Consider the following 22368-nt stretch of genomic DNA (forward strand, 5'->3'; position numbering starts at 1 on the left):
GCGTTGCCGAGGGTGAACCCATCTACCGTTAAGCCGCGATATCACCGGTCAAAAGTGACGTCCGGGTTGGCAGGGTCGGGGCGGCCGTGCTCGGCGGTGTGCGTTCGGGGAGTAGTCCGAACTCGCCAGTATGGGGAGTTCCGTTCCAGCCACGTGATCATGGTTCATCGGGGCGGAGGTTCCGGGGTGGCGCCCGTGACCGGCGCACTCGCTGATGGGGGAATGATTTCGCGACTGGTTTCGGACATGATTTGTGTAGGCGGCACGGGTGTGGTCGATATCTGCTTGCGGGTGTCCATGGGAAATTCCGCTCCGCTTGCGGGTTCCGTGTGGCGGTTTGCCGATCGGGCGGAAAAGAGCCGAAAGCGGGAGTGGGTGGAATGTTTATCCGCGGCGGCCCGGTGAAGATACCGGCGAGCCGGGGGAGTCAAACCCGGTTCGAAGGGTTTCTGGATGGAAATGCGGAAGGTGGAAGGGGAGGTGTCCGGTTCGCGGGGCCGGGCCTCGCGGTCCCGCTGTCCCCGTGACGTACGGAGGGGTGCGTTCGTGCGGCCGGGGTCCACCTCGTGCCTATTGGTCTAGACCGCATCGCGGCACCCGCAGGGTGGCGCCTTCGGGAGGTGCCGCCGGGGTGTGGCCGCGGCCGTTCCGGCGGGCCGTGGTCACGGGCGCCGGGGCGCCCACCTCACGCCGACTCGCGGCGGACCAGCTCCGTGGGCAGGATCACCGCGGCGGGGTCCTCCCCGCCGATCTGCGCCAGCAGCACCCGCACCATCTCGGCGCTGATCCGGTCCCACGGCTGACGGATCGTCGTCAGCGCGGGCCGGGAGGCGAGGGCCGCGGGGGAGTCGTCGAACCCGCCCACCGCGACGTCCTGCGGCACCCGGCGCCCCGCCTTCTCCAGAGCGGCGAGCACGCCCTGGGCCATCAGGTCCGAGGCGACGAACACCGCGTCCAGGTCGGGCGCCCGTTCCAGCAGCAGCCCGGCCGCCGCCTCGCCGCCCGCCCGGCTGTAGTCGCCCGGCACGATCAGCGCGTCGTCGGCGGGCAGTCCGCAGTCGGCCAGCATCTCGCGGTAGCCGGCCAGCCGCTCCACACCGCCCGGGGTGTCCAGCGGTCCGCTGACCGTACCGATCCGGCGGCGCCCCGACTCGTACAGGAAACGCACCATCTCCCGGGCGCCGTCCCGGTCGTCGGCCGCCACATAGCTGACCTTGGAGCCCTGTCCGAGCGGCTTTCCGCAGGCGACCAGGGGGACGCCCGCCTCGTGCAGCTGGGCGGCGACCGGGTCGCCCGAGTGGCTGGAGACCAGCAGGACCCCGTCCACATGGCCGGCGATGTAGCGCATGTTCCGGCGGCGCTCCGCCTCCGTGCCCGCGATCATCAGCAGCAACGGGATGTCGTGCGCGGCGAGCGCGCTCGTGCAGCCGCGCAGCAGCACATTGAAGTTCGGGTCCTCGAAGAACCGCTCCTGCGGCTCGGTGAGCAGGAACGCCACCGAGTCGGAGCGGCCCGTGATCAGCGACCTGGCGTGCCGGTTCACCGTGTAACCGGTCTTGCGGATCGCGGAGTTGACCGCGTCCAGCGCGGCCGGACTGACGTTGTGACCGCCGTTCAGCACCCGGGAGACCGTGCCCCGGGAGACCCCGGCCTCCCGCGCCACGTCATGGATCGTCGGCGGCCGTCGGCGTCCCGTACCGGTCTGTTCTGTGCGGCTCATGGTGCGTGATCTTTCATCAAGTGACGTCCTGGCGGGGCCCGTCAGGACTTTACGGCCCCGGAGAGCAGGTCGAGGCTCCAGAACCGCTGGATGACCAGGAACAGGGCGATCAGCGGGACGATGGCCAGCAACGCCCCCGTGATCACCAGCGTATAGAGGGCCGGAGTGGTGGAACCCTGCTGGAGCAGGGTGAAGAGGCCCAGTGTGACCGGGAACTTCTCGTCGTCGCCGAGCATGATGTACGGCAGCAGGAAGTTGTTCCAGATCGCGACGAACTGGAAGAGGAAGACGGTCACCAGGCCCGGCACCATCATCGGCAGCGCGATGGTCCGGAAGATCCGCCACTCCCCGCCGCCGTCCATCCGGCCGGCCTCGATCACATCGCCCGGCACGGCGGCCGCCGCGTAGATCCGGGCGAGGTACACCCCGTACGGGGAGAGGATCACCGGCAGCATCACCGACAGGTACGAGTCGGTCAGGTCGGCCTTCGCCATCAGCAGGTACTGCGGCACCGCCAGGATCACCGGCGGCATCAGCACCCCGGCCAGCAGGATGTTGAAGATGCTCTCCCGGCCGCGGAATCGGTACACCGCCAGCGCGTATCCCGAGACGGCGGAGACAGCCGTGGACAGCAGCGCGCCCACCCCGGCGTAGAGGGCCGAGTTGGCCATCCACTTCCAGTAGACGCCGTCCCGGTACGCGGACAGGTCGGCGACGTTGTCCGCGAAGCCGGAGCCGGGCAGGAAGGTGAAGGTGGAGAAGAGCTCGCTGCCGGACTTGGTCGAGGCGACCAGGATCCAGGCGACGGGCAGCAGACAGTAGAGCGCGCCGAGCAGCAGGGCGGCGGTGGGCACGAGGGCGAACCGGCGGGGGGCCGCGGTCAGGGGCCTCAGGTGCGGCGTGGTCACTGGGAGGCCCCCTGCTTCGTACGGGAGTTGGCCGCCTTCAGGAAGCCGAAGGACAGGGCCAGGGTGGCGACGGCGATGATGACCGCCTGGGCGGCCGCCGCGTAGATGTCGTTGTTGACGAAGGCGTCCTGATAGACCTTCATCAGCGGACTCCAAGTGGTGGACAGGGAGTTGGTGAGCGGCTTCAGCGTCGTCGGCTCGTTGAAGACCTGGAGCGTGGCGATGATCGAGAAGAAGAACGTCAGCACCAGGGACGGCGCCACCATCGGGATCTTGATCCTGAGCGCGATCTGCAACTGCGAGCAGCCGTCGAGCCGGGCCGCCTCGAAGATCTCGGCGGGGATCGCCCGCAGCGAGGTGTAGATCACGATCATGTTGAAGCCGGTGCCGCCCCAGACCGCGATGTTGGCGAGCGCGAGGTAGAGCGGTCCGCCGTCGAGCAGATCCGGCTGCGGCAGACCCGCCTTGTCCAGCAGGAAGTAGAACGGGCTGACGTCGGGCAGGTAGAGGAAGCCCCACATCAGCGCGGCGACGACGCCCGGAATCGCGTACGGGAGGAAGATCGCCAGCCGGGTGAAGCCGCGCAGCCGGAGCCGTTCGGTGTCCAGGAGCAGGGCGAAGAGCAGGGCCAGGCCCAGCATCACGGGGACGACGATCGCGCCGTAGCCCAGGATGCGCAGCGCGCCGTGCAGCAGTTCCGAGTCGGAGAGCGCGTCGGTGTAGTTGGCGAACCCGGCCCAGATCTCCTTGCGGGCGCCCTTGCCGAGACCCAGTCCGCTGACCTCGGTCCGGCGGAAGCTGAGGTAGAGCGCGTAGCCGATGGGCAGGGCGAAGAAGAGCAGGAACAGCACGGTGGCGGGGATCAGGAAGGCGTACGGGGCGCTCTTGACCCCGTACGGCTTCCGGCGGCGTGCGCGTGTCACTCGGAGACTCCGAAGCCCTGCTTCTTCAGGTCGGAGACGGTGGCGTCCTGCATCGCGGTCAGGGCCGGCGCGAAGTCGGACCTGCTCTTGGCGGCCTTGGCGAAGTTGTCCTTGAAGGCGGTGTACGCGACGTTCACGTTCGGGCCCCAGGCGGCCGGGGCGGTGCCCTGGGCGATCTTGGCGGCCTCGGTGTAGAAGCCGGGCTGGTTGGCGAAGTAGGCCGGCGGCTTCGCGAGCGCGCCGCCGGTCTGGGCGGCCGTGGCGGCGGGGTAGATCCCGCTCTCCTTCACGAGCGCGGCGAGCGCCGCCGGGTCGGTGTTCAGCCACTTGGCGAAGGCGGCGGCGGCCTCCTTGTGCTTCGAGTCGTTGGTGACCGCGGTGGAGGAGCCGCCCCAGCTGCCGGTCACGCTCTCACCGGACGTCCACTGGGGGAGCGGGGCCATGGCCCACTTGCCCGCGGTGTCGGGAGCGGCGGTGGTCAGGGTGCCCGGCGCCCAGACCGCGCTGACCCAGGCGATCTGCTTGCCGGTGTTGAGCGCCTTGTTCCAGGCCGGGGTGTACATCGGCTGGTTGTCGATGGCGCCCTCCTTGACCAGGCCGCCCCAGAAGCCCGCGACCTTCTGCGTGGCCGGGTCGTCGATGGCGACCTTCCACTGGTCGCCCGAGGTGGTCCACCACTGGGCGCCGGCCTGCTGGGCGAGGCCGGCGAAGAGACCGGAGTCGTTGGAGGAGAAGGTGGTGAGGTCCTTCTCCGGAGCCTTCTTCTTCAGCGCCCGGGCGGTCTCGGCGAACTCGTCCCAGGTGGTGGGCACGGACAGGCCGTACTGCTTGAACAGGTCCTGGCGGTAGTAGAACATCAGCGGGCCGGAGTCCTGCGGCAGCGCGTACAGGGCGTCCGAGCCCAGCGTCGCCTGCTGCCAGACACCGTCGGCGAACTTCCCCTTGGCGTCGCCCGCCTCCTTGGATATGTCGGCCAGCACATCGTTGGAGACCAGGGTGGGGAGCGCCTGGTACTCGGCCTGCACCAGGTCGGGGGCCTTGTGCGCCTTCGCCGCGGTGATGATCTTGGTGACCAGGTCGTCGCCCGAGGCCTGCTTCTTCACGGTGACCGTGATGCCGGCCTTCTTGCCCTCGCCCTTGTTCCAGATGTCCGCGACCTTGTCCAGGCCGGGGGCCCAGGCCCAGTAGGTGAGCGATGCGGGGCCGGAGGCGGCCGGGCCGTCGCCGCTGCCGTCGTCGTCCGACGAGCCGCAGCCCGTGAGCAGTGCGGTGGCGGCGAGCACGGCGGCCGTGGACGCCGCGACGATGCGGTACTTCATGGAGGTCTCCCCTGACGAGAAGCGAGGGTGCAGCGCTGATGTGCGCTGTGAGCGTTCACAGTAGAGAAACGAAACCGACACTTGTCAATGGTTGATGCTGTGCGGTTATGTTGGGCCTGCGCCACCGAGAGTGTGTGTGCACGTTCCCAGAAGTTGTACCAAAGAGCCCAGGAGACGCCCATGCCGCACACCTCTCGCGCGACTGGACCGCAGGGTCTGCACCAGCTGGCCTTCGGCGGCGACTACAACCCCGAGCAGTGGCCCGAGGAGGTCTGGCACGAGGACATGCGCCTCATGCGGGAGGCCGGCGTCACCATGGTCAGCGTCGGGATCTTCTCCTGGGCGCTGCTGGAACCAGGCGGGCGGGGCGACGGTGGGGGTACCGAGGTCGGCGCGGATGCCGTTGACGTGCAGCAGGTCCAGGAGCCGGTCGAGCCAGCCGAAGTCGTACACACCCGGCCCTCGCCCTGTGGCACGTCCACAACGAGTACGGCGTCCCGGTCAGCGCCTGCTACTGCGAGAACTGCGCCGCCCACTTCCGCCGCTGGCTCACCGCCCGTCACGGATCCGTCGAGGCCGTCAACGAGGCCTGGGGCACCGCCTTCTGGGGCCAGCGCTACCGGGGCCTCGACGAGATCGACCCGCCCCGCACCACGCCCACCGTAGGCAACCCGGCCCAGCAGCTCGACTACGCCCGCTTCGCCGACGCCACCATGCGCGAGAACTTCTGCGCGGAACGCGACATCCTGCACCGGCTTGCCCCCGGCATCCCCGTCACCACCAACTTCATGACCGCGCTCAGCCAGTGCGACTCGGTGGACTACTGGGCCTGGGGCCGTGAGGTCGACCTCGTCACCAACGACCACTACCTGATCACCGACGGCCGCCGCACCCACGTCAACCTCGCCATGGCCGCCGACCTGACCCGCTCGGTCGCGGGCGGAGCCCCCTGGCTGCTCCTGGAACACTCCGCCGGCGGCGTCAACTGGCAGCCCCGCAACCCCGCCAAGCGCCCCGGCGAGATGGCCCGTAACAGCCTCGCCCACGTCGCCCGCGGCTCCGAGGGCGCAATGTTCTTCCAGTGGCGCCAGTCCCTGCGGGGCGCGGAGAAGTTCCACTCGGCGATGCTCCCGCACGCCGGCACGGACTCCCGCATCTGGCGCGAGGTCACCCGGCTCGGCGCCGATCTCGGCCTGCTGAACGGGATCCGCACCACCCGGACCGTCGCCGACGTGGCCATGGTCTGGGACTGGCAGTCCTGGTGGGCCCAGTCCCTGGAGTGGCGTCCCAGCCAGGACCACGACGCCCGCGAGCGCGCCGACGCCTTCTACGCCTCGCTCTTCGACAGCCACCTCACCGTCGACTTCGCCCACCCCGACGCCGACCTGTCCGGCTACCCCCTCGTCGTCGTCCCGGCCCTCTACCTCGCCACCGAGGAGTCCGGCCGGAACCTGCGGCGGTACGTGGAGGGCGGCGGCACGCTCGTCGTCTCGTACTTCTCCGGCATCGTCGACGCCCACGACGCCGTGCACCCCGGGCCGTACCCGGGCGCGCTCAGGGACGTCCTGGGGCTGACCGTCGAGGAGTTCTCCCCGCTCGCCGAGGGCGGCACGGTCCGCCTGATCACCCCCGAGGGCGCACCCGAGGGCCCGGAGCTGACCGGTGACCTCTGGTCGGACGTGGTGATCCCGCGCGGCGCCGAGACCATGTGGTCCTACGCCGACGGCATCCCGGCCGGCCGGCCCGCCGTCACCCGCCACCGCCTCGGCGAGGGCACGGCCTGGTACGTCTCCACCCGGCTGACCGGCGCCGGCCTGGACGCCGTCCTGGACCGGGCCCGCGAGGACGCCCGCATCGCGCCCCGTACCGGCCTCCCGTACGACGTCGAGGTCGTCACCCGCACCGGTGACGCCGGCACGTATCTCTTCGTCATCAACCACACCGGGGGCGACACCAAGGTGCCGCTCGACGCCCCCGGAACCGAACTCCTCACCGGAGAACCGGCCACGGGCCACCTCGCCGTCCCGGCGGGCGCCGTCCGCGTGGTCCGCCTCGACAGCTGAGGACGCACGACCGCTTCCCCCGCACCTCCCGCGCAACGGTCGAAGGGACATCGACGATGTACGCAGCGACGCACGGCAAGAAGAGAGCGGGGGTGCTGGCGGCCTCGCTCTCCGGCCTCCTGCTGGCAGCGCTCCCCGCCCTCCCCGCCCACGCGGCCACGGCCGCCACGACCCCCTCCAACACCGGATTCGAGTCCGGCACCACCGGCTGGTCGACCTACTCGGCCGGCGGGCAGAACGCCGCCTCCTTCACCGAGGCCGGCGGCCACAGCGGCAGCGCCCGGCTCAGCCACTGGTCCGCCTCCGCCTACAAGGTGGAGACCTACCAGTACCTCACCGGCCTCACCGACGGCACGTACACCCTGAGCGCCTGGGTCAGGTCGGGCGGCGGCCAGAACTCCGCGTACCTCGCCCTGCGCAACTGCGGCAGCACCGAACAGCGCACCGACCTGCCGCCGACCGCGAACGGCGGCTGGATCCGCCTCGTCACCTCGGTCGAGGTCACCGGCGGCTCGTGCACGATCAGCCTGAACTCGGACGCGCACGCGGGGGAGTGGGCCAACTTCGACGACATCGCCTTCACCAAGGGGGCCACCGGCCTGAGCGTCAGGGGCGGTGACCTCTCCACCCTCCCGAAGAACGAGGCGCACGGCGCCGTCTACCGCAGTGCGAGCGGCACCACCGGCGACGCGATGAGCCTCCTGAAGTCCGCCGGGATGAACTACGTCCGCCTCAAGGTGTGGGTGAACCCGGCCGACGGGTACAACGACAAGGCCCATGTCCTGGCCATGGCCAAACGGGCCAAGGCCCTCGGCATGAAGACCCTCGTCGACTTCCACTACTCCGACGCCTGGGCCGACCCCGGCAAGCAGAACAAGCCCGCCGCCTGGTCCGGCCACGGCTACGCGCAGCTGCGCACGGACGTCTACCACCACACGTACGACGTGCTGGGCGCCCTCAAGGCCCAGGGCACCACCGCCGACATGGTCCAGATAGGCAACGAGACCAACGCCGGAATGCTCTGGCCCGAGGGCTCCGCCGACCACTGGTCCCAGCTCGCCGGGCTGCTCACCTCCGGCGCGAACGCGGCGAAGGCAGTCTCCTCCGGTACGAAGGTGGCCCTGCACCTCGCCAAGGGCGGCGACAACGCCGGCACCCGCTGGTGGTTCGACAACGCCGTCGCGTACGGCGTGCCCTTCGACGTCATCGCGCTCTCGTACTACGGCTACTGGCACGGACCGCTGAACGACCTCCAGACCAACCTCGACGACGCCGCCGCCCGCTACGGGAAGCCGGTCCTGGTCGCCGAGACGGCGTACGCGCACACCCTGGCCGACGCCGACGGCCTGGAGAACAACATCGCCACCGCGGACCAGCTCGTCAGCGGCTACCCGGCCACCCCGGCCGGCCAAACGGCGAATCTCCGTGACGTGATGAACGTCGTCGAGGCGGTCCCCGGCGGCCGGGGCCTGGGCGCCGTCTACTGGGAGCCGGCCTGGACCGCCGTGAGCGGCAGCGGCTGGGACCCGGCCGACCCGGCTTCGGGCAACGCCTGGGAGAACCAGGCGCTGTTCGGCTACGACAGCAAGCTGCTCCCGGCGGCGCGCTGGTTCTCCCACCGGTAGCCCTTCGACGGAGGTGTGCCCGGCCACTTTGACCCGCCGACGCTGACCGGCCGGGGTTCACGGGCGGGGAAGGTCCTGGTGTGCCGGGTCCGGGACGCTGTCTCGCGTGAGCGCCCAGAGTGCGAGCGCGAGGCAGCTGACCGCCGCGCCCAGCGCGCACACGGCACCCCAGCCGGCCGCCGTGTAGAGGGAGGTCGCGGCGATCGCGCCGGTCGCGCTGCCGATCGAGTAGAAGACCATGTATCCCCCGATCAACCGGCTGCCCGCGTCCGGATGCAGCGCGTGGATCAGGGTCTGGTTGGTGACATGGACGGCCTGTACGGCGAGGTCCAGGAGGATCACGCCGACGACCAGGGCCCAGAGCGAACTGCGGGTGAAGGCCAGGGGCAGCCACGAGGCGGCGAGCAGCGCCAGGGCGATGCCGGTGGTCGGTCGGGAGAGTCCGCGGTCGTTGAGGCGGCCCGCCCAGGCCGCCGCCAGGGCGCCGGCTGCTCCGACCAGGCCCAGCGCGCCGATCGCGGTGTGGGAGAAGGAGTACGGGGGCTCGCTGAGAGGCAGGGCGATACTGCTCCACAACGTGCTGAACGCCGTGAAGACGAGGAGGCCGAGCAGGGCGCGGAGCCGCAGGAGCCGTTCCCGTGCGAACAGGGTGACCGTGGAGCGCAGGAGCTGTCCGTAGCGCAGGGATGCCGGCGGGGCGGCGTTGTCGCGCGGCAGCACGCGGTACAGGACCAGGGCGAGCAGCGCGGTGAGCGCCGCCGAGGCGAGGTAGACGGAGCGCCAGCCCGCGAGGTCGGCCAGGACACCCGATGCGGTGCGGGCGAGCAGGATCCCGACGACCACGCCGCTGGTCACCGTGCCGACGACGCGTCCGCGCCGGGCGGGCGCGGTCAGGGCCGCGGCGAAGGCCACCAGTGTCTGCGTGACCACCGCGAGCAGCCCTGTCCCGGCCATGCCCGCGAGCAGGACCGCCGCGGTGCGGGAGGTGGCGACCACGGCCAGCGCCGCCACCAGGAGGAGCAGTTGGGCCACGACGAGCCGTCTGCGGTCGGCCACGTCGCCCAGCGGTACGAGGAAGAACAGCCCCAGCCCGTATCCGACATGAGTCAGCGTGACGACGCTGCCGACGAGTGCCGGGCGCATGGCGAGGTCGTGGCCCACGGTCACCAGGAGCGGCTGGGCGAAGTAGACGTTCGCCACCGCGGTTCCACAGGCGACGGCGAACAGCAGTGTGACGCCGCGGGACAGGACGAACCCGGAGCCTGCACCGCCGAGGTCCGCGGTCCGCGGTGGTGTCGCATCCTCACAGTCGTTGAGCATCAGCACTCCTCCGCACACATGGTTTCATCTTGCTACCAGTGCGGGACCATAGCTTTGTTGGTAGCATCTTGCAACTAGCATGAATGTGCCGGCGTGGATATGGAGGACGGCATGGTGACAAGGACGCGTTTCGACGACAGCGACTGTCCCGTCGCGCGGTCGGTGGACGCGATCGGCGACTGGTGGTCTCTTCTGATCGTGCGGGACGCCTTCGACGGGAGCCGGCGCTTCGGGGAGTTCCAGCGCAGCCTCGGCGTGGCGAAGAACATCCTCACCGCACGCCTGCGGGCCCTGGTCGCCGGCGGTGTCCTCGAATCCGTCCCCGCCTCGGACGGCAGCGCCTACCGGGAGTACGTACTGACTCCGAAGGGCGAAGCGCTCTTCCCCGTCATCGTGGCGCTGCGGCAATGGGGGGAGCAGAACTTCTTCGCCCCGGACGAACCGCACTCGCAGTTGCTCGACCGCCGGCAGGGACAGCGTCTACGCGCGCTGGAGGTCCGGGCGGCGGACGGGCGACGGCTGAACCCCGAGGACACCACCGTCCACAAGGTCTCCTCCCAGTGATCCTGGTGGACGGCCCTCAGGCCGGCGGGGCCCCGTGCCACTTCCACGACGTCACGCGCTCGCGGCCCGGCAGATCGGCGCGGCCGGTGGACCACAGCAGGACGGTCCACCGGTCGGCGTCGTCCGGGGCGTCGGGGAAGAGCCGGGCCAGCACCCGGTCGCACAGGTCGGCGGGCGGCGTCCAGGTGACGCCGAGACCCTCGGCGATGTCGTGGGTGTGCGCGAGGGTCTCCACGATGCCCATCGCGGCGAACCCCTCCGGGTCCGAGACGCCGTAGGAGTGGTACGAGCGGACACCGGGGGAGGCCGTCCGCACCATCGCGGACAGCAGGGCGCCGCTCGCCTCCAGGGTCTGGAGCAGCCCGGCGGTTCCCGCCTCCGGGTCCGCGAAGATCGCGTTCCAGGGGCCGCCCTCACGCTCCGGAGCCCAGCGGTAGGGAACCTCGGTCTCCAACGGGGGCCTGCGCGGGCCGAGCTGGACGGCGTACGCGAAGAGGTCGTCGCTCAGGTGCTCCACGGTCTCCCAGCAGTCCCAGGTGAGCGTGCCTGCGGGAATGCGCCAGTCCTCGGCCGGCGAGTTCGCGAGCGTGTCCACCGCCAGGCTTACCGCCGATGTCACGTCGTCCGCGGTGACCGGCAGCCGCTTCCCGGTCAGCCGCGCCCGCTCACGCGCACTGCACTCGACACAGAACTCGTTGCCCTCCGGATCGGCCAGGGTCGCCCAGCCCCGCCCGTCCGGCCTGCGGTGGTCACCGACCAGCGTGGCGCCGAGGCCGAGCAGCCGCTCGACCTCCTCGTCACGGGTGCGGTCGTCGGGCTGGATGTCGAAGTGGATGCGGTTCTTGACGCTCTTCGGCTCGGGCACGGTGACGAACAGCAGGGCGGCATCGGGGGTTTCGACCAGAGCCTCGGGATCGCCGGGGAAGTCGTCGTCGGCGAGGGAGGAACCCAGCACCTGCGCCCAGAACGTGCCGAGCTTGTAGGCGTCGGCGCAGTCGATGGTGACGTGGTGTACGTGTGAAGTCATGGGGTCACTGTCTCCGCTGCCCGCGCCGGGGTCCAGCGAGTTGAACCACGGGGTGCCCCGGCCCGGTCACTCCCTCTCCTCCCGGCTCAACAGCCGCCGCCCCTGCCCGCTCTCGTCCGCCCCCCAGTAGTCGGCGTATTCTTTGTCGTCGACCATGCCGGAGACCCGGAAGACACCGACGCCGGTACCGGGCTCGTTCACGACGAGAGAGTGCTGACTGCCCTTCTTGTCGAGGTAGTTCACCTTCAGGTGGTATTCGACGTACTCCCTGCCCAGGAGTTTCGCCTCGACGGCCATGACGAAACCCTCCCCCGCCTTGAGGACCTGCGACTGACGGGTGAAGTAGGGCTTTCCGTTCTGGGTGAACTTCGGGTAGCGGTTGTCGAGGTTCAACCGAACCGGGATGCTGTTTGACGCCATCCCTCCCAGAGGCTCGATCAGCGTGGTGTCGATCGCCGCGGTGCGGCGTGTGATCACCGGGAGGATGTCCACCACCCTGACCGGGGAGGAGACGTTGGTGACAGCGACCTTGTACGCGGTCATGTGGATCGAGGTCGCCTTGATCTTCCGGAGCAGGCGCTCCCACTCCTCCGGCGTCTCCGCTCCACGGATCACCTCGGCTCTGTCCTCGGGGCTTGTCACGCGCTGCTCCGAGACCAGGAACGAGCCGCCCTTCTCCGGTATGGCCACCACTTTGAGCGGTACCGCGGGCTCCGTGTGCGGCGGCGCGGTAGCCGCCGGTTTCTTCTCGTCCGTCAGCACGTCGGTGACGAATCCCTGAACCGACGATCCCAGGCCGGTGATGAAGCTGACGATCACGGCGGAGACGCCGGCCAGAACCGATGCCGCGATCACCGTGCGCGCCGAGTTCCGGTCGGTTTCCGGTCTTCCCCCGGCACGTCGTCGTTCGGACACCCGCCGAAGGTGTTCACGTTGGTTGGCCCGTCGCACCATGCTGCCCCCGCTCCGGAAATTCCTTGATCCTCACGCGGTTCACGAGGGTGGGGCCAGTGGATTCGCGGCGGGTCGAGGGCATGCGGACGGGGCGGGACGCATCGCTGCGTCCCGCCCCAACCAGCTTTCGTACAGCCTTACTTCACCGGCGTGAAGTCCCGCGCCCCGATGAACTCCGGGCGGCGGATCGGAGCCGCGAAGGGCTCCTGGGCCGTGTTCTCCACGCTGTTGAACACGATGAACACGTTGCTGCGCGGGTACGGGGTGATGTTGTCGCCCGACCCGTGCATCGCGTTGCAGTCGAACCAGGTCGCCGAACCGGCCTTGCCCGTGAAGAGCCTGATGCCGTGCCGGTCGGCCATCTTCGTCAGCGCCTCGTCGGACGGGGTGCCGGCGTCCTGCATCTGCAGGGACTTCTTGTAGTTGTCCTTCGGCGTCTCGCCCGCGCAGCCGAGGAACGACTTGTGCGAGCCGGGCATGATCATCAGCCCGCCGTTGGTGTCGTAGTTCTCGGTCAGCGCGATCGACACGGACACGGTCCGCATGTTCGGCAGACCGTCCTCGGCGTGCCAGGTCTCGAAGTCCGAGTGCCAGTAGAAGCCCGAAGCCCCGAAGCCCGGCTTCACGTTGATCCTCGACTGGTGGACGTACACGTCCGAGCCGAGGATCTGACGGGCCCGGCCCACCACGCGCTCGTCGCTGACGAGACGGGCGAAGACCTCGCTGAGCCGGTGGACCTCGAAGACCGACCGTACGGAGTCCGACTTCGGCTCGATGATCGAGCGCTCGTCGGCCCGCACCGCAGGGTCGGCGATCAGCCGTTCCAGTTCGGCGTGGTAGCCGGCCACCTCGTCCGGGGTGATCAGCTGGTCGACGGTGAGGAAGCCGTCGCGCTCGAAGCCCTGGAGCTCCTTGGCGGCGACCGGACCCGGTGCGCCCGGCGCGGACCAGATGACCGGGTCCTGGCGGGGAGTGGTCATCTCGGCGGCGCCGCGCGACGGGTACAGGTCGGCGCGTACTTCGGTGGTCATGGGGGTTCAGCCCTCCTCGGTCAGCAGCGGGTAGACACCGTTCTCGTCGTGCTCCTCCCGTCCGGTGACGGGCGGGTTGAAGACACAGACGCAGCGGAAGTCCGTCTTCGGACGCATGGTGTGGTGCTCATGGCCGTTGAGCAGGTACATCGTGCCGGGAGTGATCCAGTGCTTCTCGCCGGTCTCGTCATTGGTGAGCTCGGCCTCGCCCTCGACGCACAGGACCGCCTCGATGTGGTTGGCGTACCACATCGACGTCTCGGTGCCCGCGTACATCGTGGTCTCGTGGAGCGAGAAGCCCACCTTCTCCTTGGCCAGCAGGATGCGCTTGCTCTCCCACGTGCCGGAGGCGGCCTTCACATGCCGGTCGGTGTTCTCGATGTCACTGAACGATCGGACGATCACGGTGGGTCGGTGCCTTTCTCTCTACGGTGTCTCTCGTCGGGCCCGCCCGGGGCGGGCCCGGGTCAGGCGGTCTCGCGGACGCAACGGGCCAGCGTGCGCAGGCCCTCGTCCAGTTCCTCGGGAGTGATGGTCAGCGGCGGCAGCAGCTTGACGACCTCGCTCTGCGGGCCGGAGGTCTCCAGCAGCAGCCCCAGCTCGAACGCGCGGGCGCAGACGGCGGAAGCGCGGGCCGGGTCGTTGAACTCCAGTCCCCACACCAGTCCGCGGCCGCGGAACTGCGCGCTGTCGTGCTCTCCGCAGATGGCCAGCAGGGCCTGCTCGGCCTGCTCGCCGCGGGCCAGCGTCTGCTTCTCCATCTGGCCGTCCGCCCAGTAGGCGTCGAGCGCCGCGGCGGCGGTGACGAACGCCGGGTTGTTGCCGCGGAAGGTGCCGTTGTGCTCGCCCGGCTCCCAGATGTCCAGCTCGGGCTTGAACAGGCAGAGAGACATGGGCAGTCCGTAGCCGCTGATGGACTTGGACAGCGTCACGATGTCCGGCGTGATCCCGGCCTCCTCGAAGGAGAAGAAGCCGCCGGTACGGCCGCAGCCCATCTGGATGTCGTCGACGATCAGCAGCATGTCCTGGCGGTGGCACAGGTCCTGGAGCGCGCGCAGCCACTCGGCGCGGGCGACGTTGATGCCGCCCTCGCCCTGGACCGTCTCCACGATCACGGCCGCGGGCTTGTTGAGACCGGAGCCCTGGTCCTCCAGGAGCCGCTCGAACCAGAGGAAGTCGGGGACCTGGCCGTCGAAGTAGTTGTCGAACGGCATCGGCGTGCCGTGCACCAGCGGGATGCCGGCCCCGGCCCGCTTGAAGGCGTTGCCGGTGACGGCGAGCGAGCCGAGCGACATGCCGTGGAAGGCGTTGGTGAACGAGACGACGGACTCGCGGCCCTTGACCTTGCGGGCCAGCTTCAGCGCCGACTCGACCGCGTTGGTGCCGGTCGGGCCGGGGAACATCACCTTGTACGGCAGGTCGCGGGGCCGCAGGATGACGTTCTGGAACGTCTCCAGGAAGGCGCGCTTGGCGGTGGTCGCCATGTCCAGGCCGTGGGTGATGCCGTCGCGCTCGATGTAGTCGATCAGCGCGCGTTTCAGGACCGGGTTGTTGTGGCCGTAGTTGAGCGAACCGGCCCCGGCGAAGAAGTCGAGGTACGTGTGGCCGTCCTCGTCGGTCAGCCGGGCGCCCTGCGCGCGGTCGAAGACGGCGGGCCAGCCTCGGCAGTAGCTCCGTACCTCGGACTCCAGGGTCTCGAAGACACTGAGGGCGGGCGGGGTGATGGTCACAGCGGGTCTCCTGCGTGAGGGGGGTGTGACGGGCGGCGGTGAAGGTGGCTACGACGGGCGGCACCCGCCGGAAGGGCCTGCTCAGGCGTGGAACGGGCCGATGCTGTAGAGCACTTCCGGCAGATGGGTGCCCTCGGGGAACAGGCCGCCGTCGAAGAGCACCTCGCGTTCCAGTGCCACGTCGTGGCGCTGTGCGTAGGAGGTGAACAGGCGGTCCGATGCCTTGTTGTCCGGGGTGATGGTCGTCTCGACCGAGGCGAGGCCCTGCTCCGCGGCGACGCGTGCGGTCAGGTCGTCCAGCAGCTTCGCGGCCAGGCCGGTACCCCGGTGGCCGTGGTCGACGGCCACCTGCCAGACGACGAGCGTCTCGGGGCGGTCGGGCCTGATGTACCCCGTCACGAAGGCGACCGGGGAGCCGGTCTCGTCGCGGGCGACCACGGAGGTCGCCGCGAAGTCACGGCACCACAGCAGGTAGCTGTACGAGGAGTTGAGGTCCAGGACCTCGGAATCGCGGGCGATACGCCAGATCGCGGCTCCGTCCTCCACTCGTGGGGTGTCGATGGTGATGAATTCGCTTCGGGCACGTGCAAAATCTGCTGGTGCGGCGGTCATGCGAATTGAATTTACCCAGCAAATTTCGAAATTGCATCGGCCCAAGGGGTTGGGTGAAGCCAGGTGCTGTGTTATCACGCGAGCGTGCGCACCGGCGCGAAACCGCTACGCTTTCTTCCGATTTGGTACGCATTTATCCGGCATAACGCCCCTGTGTGTGGAGTCGGTCACAAGGTCGTAACTCTCGCGCGACGCAACCGAATTGTGGAGATCGGCCGCCGCGGAAACTGGGGTGTTTAGCCTTCGGGAAAGCGGGCAGAAGAATGCGGGGAGCTGCTCTGAATAAGGCAGCTCCCCGCATTTGTTGATGGGGCCTGAATTTATGCGGCGGTCCAGGTTTCCGAAACGGCCTTCCGGGCAGCTTCCAGATCGACCTGCCGGCCCGTATCGGCCAGCGCCGCCCCCAGAGCCGCGAGCGAGGAGAGCACCGCGCCCCGCGTCGCATCCACACCGTAGTGATTGACCCGGATCATCTCCTTGGACAGCGACCCGCCCCCCGCGATCAGCGGCAGCGACGGGTCGGCCGCCCGTGCCTGCGCGACCAGTTCCGCGGCGTCCACGCCGTCCGGCGTCCGCAGCGTGGTCGCCACCGGAGCGGCATCCCGCGCCTCGTGCACGTACGGCGTCAGGCCACCGCCCAGCGCCACCGCGCCGGCCCGGGTCGCCGCGGCCGCGGCGGAGTGGCGCGCCATCAACGCGTCCAGTCCCTCCGCCTCGATCCGCTCCACACAGGCCTCCAGGGCCAGCATCTCCAGCTGGGCCGGGGCGTGCAGCAGCGCCCGTCGGCCGCCGTCGATCCAGCGCTCCTTCCAGTCCAGCAGGGAGAGGTAGGAGCGGCGCGGCGCCTGCGCGTTGGCGGCCATCCGCTCCCAGGCACGCGCGCTCACCGACACCGCGGACACCCCGGCCGGACCGCCCATCGCCTTCTGCGCCCCGATCACGCACAGGTCCACGCCCCAGGCGTCCGGCAGCAGCGGCTCGGCGCCCACCGAGGCGACGGCGTCCAGCATGAACAGCGCCCCGTGCGCCCGGACGACCTCACCGATCTCCGCGACCGGGTTGGTGTTGCCGGTGGCCGCCTCCGCGTGCACCAGGGACACGAAGTCGATCTCCGGGTGCGCGGCCAGCGCTTCGGCGACCTGGCCGGCGGTGACCGCCGTGTGGAAGGGAACCTCCAGATCGATGACCTCGGCGCCGCAGTCGCGCAGCCAGTTGCCGAACGTCTGACCGTACGGCCCCGTGACGACGTTCAGCGCCGTCGATCCGGGCCGGGCACCGCCCCTGATGCAGCCTTCGAGGGGGAGGAGCGCCTCGCCCTGCATGATGACGACGTCCTGCTCGGTGGCGAGGAGACCGGCCACCTGCCGCTCGATCGCCGCGAAGTGCGCGGCGGTGAGCGGGGTCAGGTCGAGGAAGGGGTGCGTCACGGTGGTGCTCTCTTCGGGATCGGATCGGTGTGCGGACCGGCCTGCGGGCCAGGCCTGCACCGAGGGTACCGAGCCCTCCGGGGAAGGCCCCGACCCGTCCGCCGGAAGGGATCCGGCGAGGATCCGGCAGGGCGTGGCGCCCGGCCCGGCGCCTCGTACAGTGCTGTCCATGAGTGATCACGAGGCGCCGCGGGTGCTGCAGGTGAGGGGCCGGGTGCTCGTCGGCCCCGAGGACGTCAGGGACGAGATCTGGGCGGTCGACGGGCGGGTGACGTACGAGCGGCCCCCGGGCGCGGACGAGGCGGTCGTCGTCACCGGCTGGGCCCTGCCCGGACTGGTCGACGCCCACTGCCACGTCGGGCTCGACCACCACGGCGCCGTCGACCCGGCGACGACCGAGAAGCAGGCCCTCGACGACCGGGAGGCGGGCGCGCTGCTCCTGCGGGACGCGGGGTCACCCGCCGACACCCGGTGGATCGACGACCGCGAGGACCTGCCGAAGATCATCAGGGCCGGCCGGCACATCGCCAGGACCCGGCGGTACACCAGGAACTACGCGTACGAGATCGAGCCGGACGAGCTGGTGGCGTACGTCGGGCAGGAAGCGCGCCGCGGTGACGGCTGGGTGAAGCTCGTCGGCGACTGGATCGACCGCGAGGTGGGCGACCTGACCGCCTGCTGGCCGCGCGAGGAGGTCGGGGCCGCCATCGCCGAGGCGCACCGGCTGGGGGCCCGGGTCACCGCGCACTGCTTCGCCGAGGACTCGCTGCGCGATCTCGTCGAGGCCGGGATCGACTGCATCGAGCACGCGACCGGGCTGACCGAGGACACCATCCCGCTCTTCGCCGAGCGCGGGGTCGCGATCGTGCCCACCCTGGTCAACATCGCCACCTTCCCCACGCTCGCCGAGGGCGGCGAGGCCAAGTACCCCCGCTGGTCGGCCCATATGCGCCGGCTCCACGAGCGCCGCTACGACACCGTGCGCGCCGCGTACGACGCGGGCGTGCCGGTGTTCGTCGGCACCGATGCCGGCGGGGTGCTCGCCCACGGTCTGGTGGCCGACGAGGTCGCGGAGCTCGTCAAGGCGGGCATCCCGGCCCTGGAGGCACTGTCGGCGACGACCTGGGCGGCCCGCGCGTGGCTCGGCAGGCCGGGGCTGGAGGAGGGCGAGCCGGCCGACCTCGTGGTGTACGACGAGGACCCGCGGGCGGACGTGCGCGTGCTGGCGGCCCCGCGCCGGGTCGTCCTGAACGGGCGCGTGATCGGCTGATCCGGGTGTCCCGGGCCCGGGCGGGCCCGGTGGGCGCCGTGTTGACCGGCAGTGACCCGGAGCGCGCGCGCTCGTTGAATCACCTCCGCGAACTCCGGGCGCCCCGCTTCGAGAGCCTTCCGAGCCGCCCGCGTTCAGTGAAACGGGTGAACTCAAGGAACGCACGTGCCGGATTATTCGAATACAGACACGGAAACCCCCCTTTGGGGTGAACTCACGTCAGGTGTCTGCCAGTTCACCCTCTGTGCGTAAAGATTCACGGAGTCGAGGCCACCGGTGCCCGCGATGTCCCCCATTGGACGGCGCCGGCGGCTCCATGTCTCTTGTGGGGGTTCCACCATCTTGAACAGCAACACCTTCCGTCTCGCCGCCCTGGCGGTCGCCGCCGCTCCCGTCGCCCTGCTGGTCGCCGTCCCGGCGCACGCCACCACCGCGACGACCACCACGACCACCGGCGACGGGAAGGCGAGCGCGGTCGTGCTCCGTACCGCACTCGACGTCTCGCTCCTGAACAAGACGATCGATGTGCCGCTCGAGGCCACGCTCAACGAAGTGCAGGCGCCTCGGAGCGCGGAGAAGACCGCGCTCAGCGTGAAGCTGGACGGTGTGGAGGGCGGATCGCCGGTCCGCGTGCTGCGCGCCGATGTGGCCACGGCGAAGGCGACCGTGAACAAGCACCGTGCCGAGGGCTACAGCAACGTGGTGAAGGCGAAGCTGCACCTGCCCGGCCTGCCGCTGCTCTCACTGGTCGAGGTCGAGCAGGTCACCTCCAAGGCGGTCTGCGAGGTGGGCCACAAACCGGTCGCCGAGTCGAACGTGCTGGGACATGTGAAGGTCCTCGGCAAGCGCGTCACCCTGACCGCCGGAGGCACCACGCAGATCGCGGTTCCCGGCGTCGGCTCGGTGACGCTCGACCTGTCGAGGACGAGCACCACCTCGCGCACCGCCGCTGCGGTCGCCCTCCAGCTGAAGGTCTCGGTCAACCCGGGCGAGCTGAACGTCGCCGACGTGAAGGGCGAGGTCACGCTCGCCGAGGCCACCTGCGAGACGCCGAAGGCGGCGTCCACGGGTGGCGGCGGGAACGGCGGCAGCGGCAACGGAGGCGGGGACAACGGAGGTTCGACCGACGGCGGGTCCAGCGACGGCGGTTCGAGTGACGGCGGCTCGGACAACGGAGGTTCCGGCAACGGAGGCTCCACCGACGGCGGATCCAGCACCGCGGGCTCCACCGCCGGCTCCACGGCAGGTGACACGGCCGGCGGCACCGGCGGCGACGTGAAGCCCCAGACCGGCACCGGTGACGCCCCGCAGACCACCACCGACGCCGACCTTGCGGAGACGGGCAGCAGCTCCGCCACGCCGTACGTCGCCGGAGGCGCGGCCCTGCTGCTGGCGGTCGGCGCCGGCGCCATGGTCGTGGCCCGGAGGCGTACGCAGGGCTGACGCCCGAGGCCCGAGGGGGGCCGTAGGAGGGGAGGGAAGCGGCGTTCCGGCAGCCGGAGCGCCGCTTCCCATGTGTACGGCGGCGCCGCCGGATTCGGACGACCGCTCCCGGGCGGCGGGGACCGAGGTCATGTCCGGCTGCCATCGACCAGACCGCAGAGCGGGCAGCCCGCGACGAACCGGAACCGGAGACCCTCCAGACGGCTGTGGCGCCGCCGCCATCGGGCTGATCGCCGCGAAGGTGGTCCCACTCAAGCCGGACGTCGTCAGCGGCTGACCGCGGACAGGGCCTGAAGGGCCTGGTCGAACGCCTGGAGGAACCGGTTGGTCGTCGCGCGGTCCCGTACCGCCAGCCGCAGCCACTCGTCGCCGAGCCCCGGAAACGTGTCGCCGCGCCGCGCCGCGAAACCCAGCATCCGCAGCCGCTCACGTATCTCCGCGGCCCGCTCCAGCCGGATCAGCACGAACGGTCCCTGCGCTGGCTCCACGACCCGTATCTCGGTGAACTCCCGCAGACCCGCCACCAGATGGCACCGGTCCACCGCGATCCGGTCCGCCGCGGCGGCCGCCTCGGCCAGCGCCCGCGGCTCCACGCACGCCTCGGCCGCCGCCAGCGCCGGGGACGACACCGGCCACAGCGGCTGTGCCTCCTCCAGCGTGCGGATGGTCTCCGGCGCGGCCGCCACGTACCCGATCCGCAGCCCGGCGAGCCCCCACGTCTTGGTGAGGCTGCGCAGCACCACGAGCCCGGGGATGTCCGTACGGCCGCACAGCGCCTCGCGTTCGCCCGGCACCGCGTCCATGAAGGCCTCGTCGACCACCAGCGTCCGCCCGGGACGCGCCAGCCGCTCCAGCACGGCCGCCGGATGCAGTACCGACGTCGGGTTGGTCGGATTGCCGACCACCACCAGATCGGCGTCGGCCGGCACCTGCGCCGGATCCAGCCGGAAGCCGTCCCCGGCCCGCAACAGCACCCGCCCCACCTCGTYCCCGGCCGCGCGCAACGCCGCCTCCGGCTCGGTGAACTGCGGATGCACCACGACCGGTCTTCGGGCCGGCAGCGCGCGGGCGATCAGCACGAACGCCTCCGCCGCCCCCGCCGTCAGCAGGAGCCGCTCGGGCGGCAGCCCGTGCCGGGCGGCGACCGCGGCGCGCGCGACGCGCCCGTCCGGGTACGAGGCGAGCGCGCCCAGGGACGCGGCTATCCGCTCCTTCAGCCAGGCCGGTGGGGTCCCGGCCCGTACGTTGACGGCGAGATCGGTCAGATCCCGGCCCCGTCCCCGTACCTCCGCGTCACCGTGATGACGCAGATCGTGCGTGCCCGCGCCTGTAGCGTCGGGACTCTCAATGGGAGTGTGCATGACCGCCATGGTGGGGGTGGTGGTGATGGCCGTCGTCGTCAGGGTGGAAGTGCGGCTGCTGCGGCAGTCCCACCTTGTCCTCGAAGCCCGGCAGTGCGATCCGGTACACGCAAGAGTCGCAGTTCATCCGCAGATCGCCCTTGACGGCCTCCCGGTAGCGCTCCATGACCAGATCGAGCAGTTCTTCCGCGGCACCGATCACCTCGGCCGGCCGGACGTCCAGCTCCGGGTGGGCGGCGGCCCACTCCGTGGTCTGGTGACGCACCCGGTCCGGCAGGATGCCCGTGAAGAGGAAGTACGGCAGAACGACTATGCGCCCCGCACCCAGCTTCACGCAACGGTCCAGACCCGACGGCACATCAGGGGCGGCCAGCGAGACGAAAGCCGTCTCCACACCCGCGTAGCCCCGGCCCTCCCAGAACAGCCGCGCGGCCTTGTGCACCTCGGCGTTGGCGTCCGGGTCGGTGGAACCGCGCCCCACCAGCAGAATCGTCACCTCGGACCGGTCCGTGTCGCCCAGCACCTCGTCCACCCGCCGCTCCAGCACCTTCAGCAGCGCCGGATGCGGACCCAGCGGACGCCCGTACGTGTACGAGATACCCGGGTGGCGCTCCTTCTCGCGGCTCAGCGCCGCCGGGATGTCGCCCTTGGCGTGGCCGGCCGACACCAGCATCAGCGGGACGGCGGCGAAGTGCCTGACCCCCTGCTCGACGAGCTCGGTCACCGCGTCGCCCAGCGGCGGCGGCGACAGTTCGATGAAACCGCCCGCGACGGGCAGTTGCGGATTGCGTGCGCCGAGTTCGGCCACGAAGTCACGGAAGGCGGCGGCCCCGCCCTCGTCCCGGGTGCCGTGGCCGGCGATGAGCAGGGCGGGCTGGGCGGACGGCGTGTTCACGGATGCTCCAGGGTGTTCATGGGGGGAGCGGCGGGTGGACGAGGTGCTGGGCGACACGGACCGGTCCGAGGTGACGATTCTGCTGGTGGGGCGCGGTTCCACCGACCCGGACGCCAACGCCGAGGTGCACAAGGCCGCGCGGCTGTTCTGGGAGGGCCGGGGCTACGCGGGTGTGG

At 70.5% G+C, this 22368-nt stretch carries 17 protein-coding genes and 4 pseudogenes; 6 read left to right on the forward strand and 15 right to left on the reverse strand.

Translation table 11 applies throughout. The features are described from left to right. Positions 1–685: 685 nt before the first annotated feature. From EAO72_RS04830 to EAO72_RS43985, 5 genes and pseudogenes are all read right to left on the reverse strand, one after another. A complete protein-coding gene (locus tag EAO72_RS04830) occupies positions 686–1720 on the reverse strand; it encodes a LacI family DNA-binding transcriptional regulator (protein WP_148015944.1) in 1035 nt (344 codons plus the stop codon). Positions 1721–1761: 41 nt separating this feature from the next. After that, complete coding sequence (locus tag EAO72_RS04835; protein WP_148015945.1) at positions 1762–2628, reverse strand: carbohydrate ABC transporter permease; 867 nt, start codon at positions 2626–2628, stop codon at positions 1762–1764. Beyond that, positions 2625–3551, reverse strand: a complete 927-nt coding sequence (locus EAO72_RS04840) for a carbohydrate ABC transporter permease (protein ID WP_148015946.1) — start codon at positions 3549–3551, stop codon at positions 2625–2627. Before EAO72_RS04840 ends, EAO72_RS04835 begins: the two co-directional genes overlap by 4 nt. Beyond that, positions 3548–4870: an extracellular solute-binding protein gene (locus EAO72_RS04845; protein ID WP_148015947.1), complete on the reverse strand. Its 1323-nt coding sequence runs from the start codon at positions 4868–4870 to the stop codon at positions 3548–3550. Before EAO72_RS04845 ends, EAO72_RS04840 begins: the two co-directional genes overlap by 4 nt. A gap of 105 nt (positions 4871–4975) precedes the next feature. Then, a pseudogene (locus EAO72_RS43985) lies at positions 4976–5272 on the reverse strand (hypothetical protein); the annotation flags it as partial. On the opposite strand from EAO72_RS43985, the pseudogene EAO72_RS04855 reads away from it, so the two are divergent. Both EAO72_RS04855 and EAO72_RS04860 read left to right on the forward strand, forming a co-directional pair. After that, positions 5165–6933 (forward strand): annotated as a pseudogene (locus EAO72_RS04855) (beta-galactosidase). The pseudogenes EAO72_RS43985 and EAO72_RS04855 overlap by 108 nt on opposite strands. Positions 6934–6989: 56 nt before the next feature. Next, a complete protein-coding gene (locus EAO72_RS04860) occupies positions 6990–8558 on the forward strand; it encodes a glycoside hydrolase family 53 protein (protein ID WP_148015950.1) in 1569 nt (522 codons plus the stop codon). Positions 8559–8615: 57 nt separating this feature from the next. Here EAO72_RS04860 and EAO72_RS04865 read toward each other — a convergent pair whose 3' ends face one another. After that, on the reverse strand, positions 8616–9878 hold the full coding sequence (locus tag EAO72_RS04865; RefSeq protein ID WP_148015951.1) for an MFS transporter: 1263 nt from the start codon (positions 9876–9878) through the stop codon (positions 8616–8618). Between the two features lie 111 nt (positions 9879–9989). Here EAO72_RS04865 and EAO72_RS04870 point away from each other — a divergent pair, with 111 nt between their 5' ends. After that, positions 9990–10442, forward strand: a complete 453-nt coding sequence (locus EAO72_RS04870) for a winged helix-turn-helix transcriptional regulator (protein WP_148015952.1) — start codon at positions 9990–9992, stop codon at positions 10440–10442. A gap of 16 nt (positions 10443–10458) precedes the next feature. Here EAO72_RS04870 and EAO72_RS04875 read toward each other — a convergent pair whose 3' ends face one another. From EAO72_RS04875 to EAO72_RS04905, 7 genes are all read right to left on the reverse strand, one after another. After that, positions 10459–11469 carry a VOC family protein gene (locus tag EAO72_RS04875; protein WP_148015953.1) on the reverse strand — a complete coding sequence of 337 codons (1011 nt, stop codon included), beginning with the start codon at positions 11467–11469 and terminating at the stop codon, positions 10459–10461. A 66-nt stretch (positions 11470–11535) separates the two neighbouring features. Beyond that, positions 11536–12231, reverse strand: a complete 696-nt coding sequence (locus tag EAO72_RS04880; protein WP_261991326.1) for a hypothetical protein — start codon at positions 12229–12231, stop codon at positions 11536–11538. Positions 12232–12560: 329 nt separating this feature from the next. Next, positions 12561–13454 carry an ectoine hydroxylase gene (thpD, locus tag EAO72_RS04885; RefSeq protein ID WP_148015955.1) on the reverse strand — a complete coding sequence of 298 codons (894 nt, stop codon included), beginning with the start codon at positions 13452–13454 and terminating at the stop codon, positions 12561–12563. Between the two features lie 6 nt (positions 13455–13460). Then, positions 13461–13859, reverse strand: a complete 399-nt coding sequence (locus EAO72_RS04890) for an ectoine synthase (protein WP_148015956.1) — start codon at positions 13857–13859, stop codon at positions 13461–13463. A gap of 62 nt (positions 13860–13921) precedes the next feature. Continuing rightward, a complete protein-coding gene (ectB, locus tag EAO72_RS04895; protein WP_148015957.1) occupies positions 13922–15184 on the reverse strand; it encodes a diaminobutyrate--2-oxoglutarate transaminase in 1263 nt (420 codons plus the stop codon). A gap of 81 nt (positions 15185–15265) precedes the next feature. Continuing rightward, positions 15266–15796 carry a diaminobutyrate acetyltransferase gene (gene ectA / locus EAO72_RS04900; protein ID WP_261991328.1) on the reverse strand — a complete coding sequence of 177 codons (531 nt, stop codon included), beginning with the start codon at positions 15794–15796 and terminating at the stop codon, positions 15266–15268. A gap of 320 nt (positions 15797–16116) precedes the next feature. Continuing rightward, positions 16117–17223 carry a pyridoxal-phosphate-dependent aminotransferase family protein gene (locus EAO72_RS04905; protein ID WP_148015958.1) on the reverse strand — a complete coding sequence of 369 codons (1107 nt, stop codon included), beginning with the start codon at positions 17221–17223 and terminating at the stop codon, positions 16117–16119. Positions 17224–17392: 169 nt separating this feature from the next. Between EAO72_RS04905 and EAO72_RS04910 the strand changes: the two genes are divergently transcribed. Together EAO72_RS04910 and EAO72_RS04915 are read left to right on the forward strand one after the other, a co-directional pair. After that, a complete protein-coding gene (locus EAO72_RS04910; protein WP_261991329.1) occupies positions 17393–18493 on the forward strand; it encodes an amidohydrolase family protein in 1101 nt (366 codons plus the stop codon). Positions 18494–18835: 342 nt separating this feature from the next. Continuing rightward, positions 18836–19936, forward strand: coding sequence for an SCO1860 family LAETG-anchored protein (locus tag EAO72_RS04915; RefSeq protein ID WP_148015959.1), 1101 nt, complete (start codon positions 18836–18838; stop codon positions 19934–19936). Positions 19937–20202: 266 nt separating this feature from the next. Here EAO72_RS04915 and cobC read toward each other — a convergent pair. Beyond that, positions 20203–21312: pseudogene (gene cobC, locus EAO72_RS04920) on the reverse strand (Rv2231c family pyridoxal phosphate-dependent protein CobC); the annotation flags it as partial. Then, entirely contained in the window at positions 21281–22192 is a 912-nt protein-coding gene (locus EAO72_RS04925; RefSeq protein WP_148015961.1) for a sirohydrochlorin chelatase, read from the reverse strand. The gene EAO72_RS04925 and the pseudogene cobC, both read right to left, overlap by 32 nt. A gap of 25 nt (positions 22193–22217) precedes the next feature. Between EAO72_RS04925 and EAO72_RS42785 the strand changes: the two are divergent. Further along, positions 22218–22368: pseudogene (locus tag EAO72_RS42785) on the forward strand (sirohydrochlorin chelatase); the annotation flags it as partial.

This window comes from Streptomyces sp. OR43, assembly GCF_008042275.1.
Taxonomy (GTDB): Bacteria; Actinomycetota; Actinomycetes; order Streptomycetales; family Streptomycetaceae; genus Streptomyces.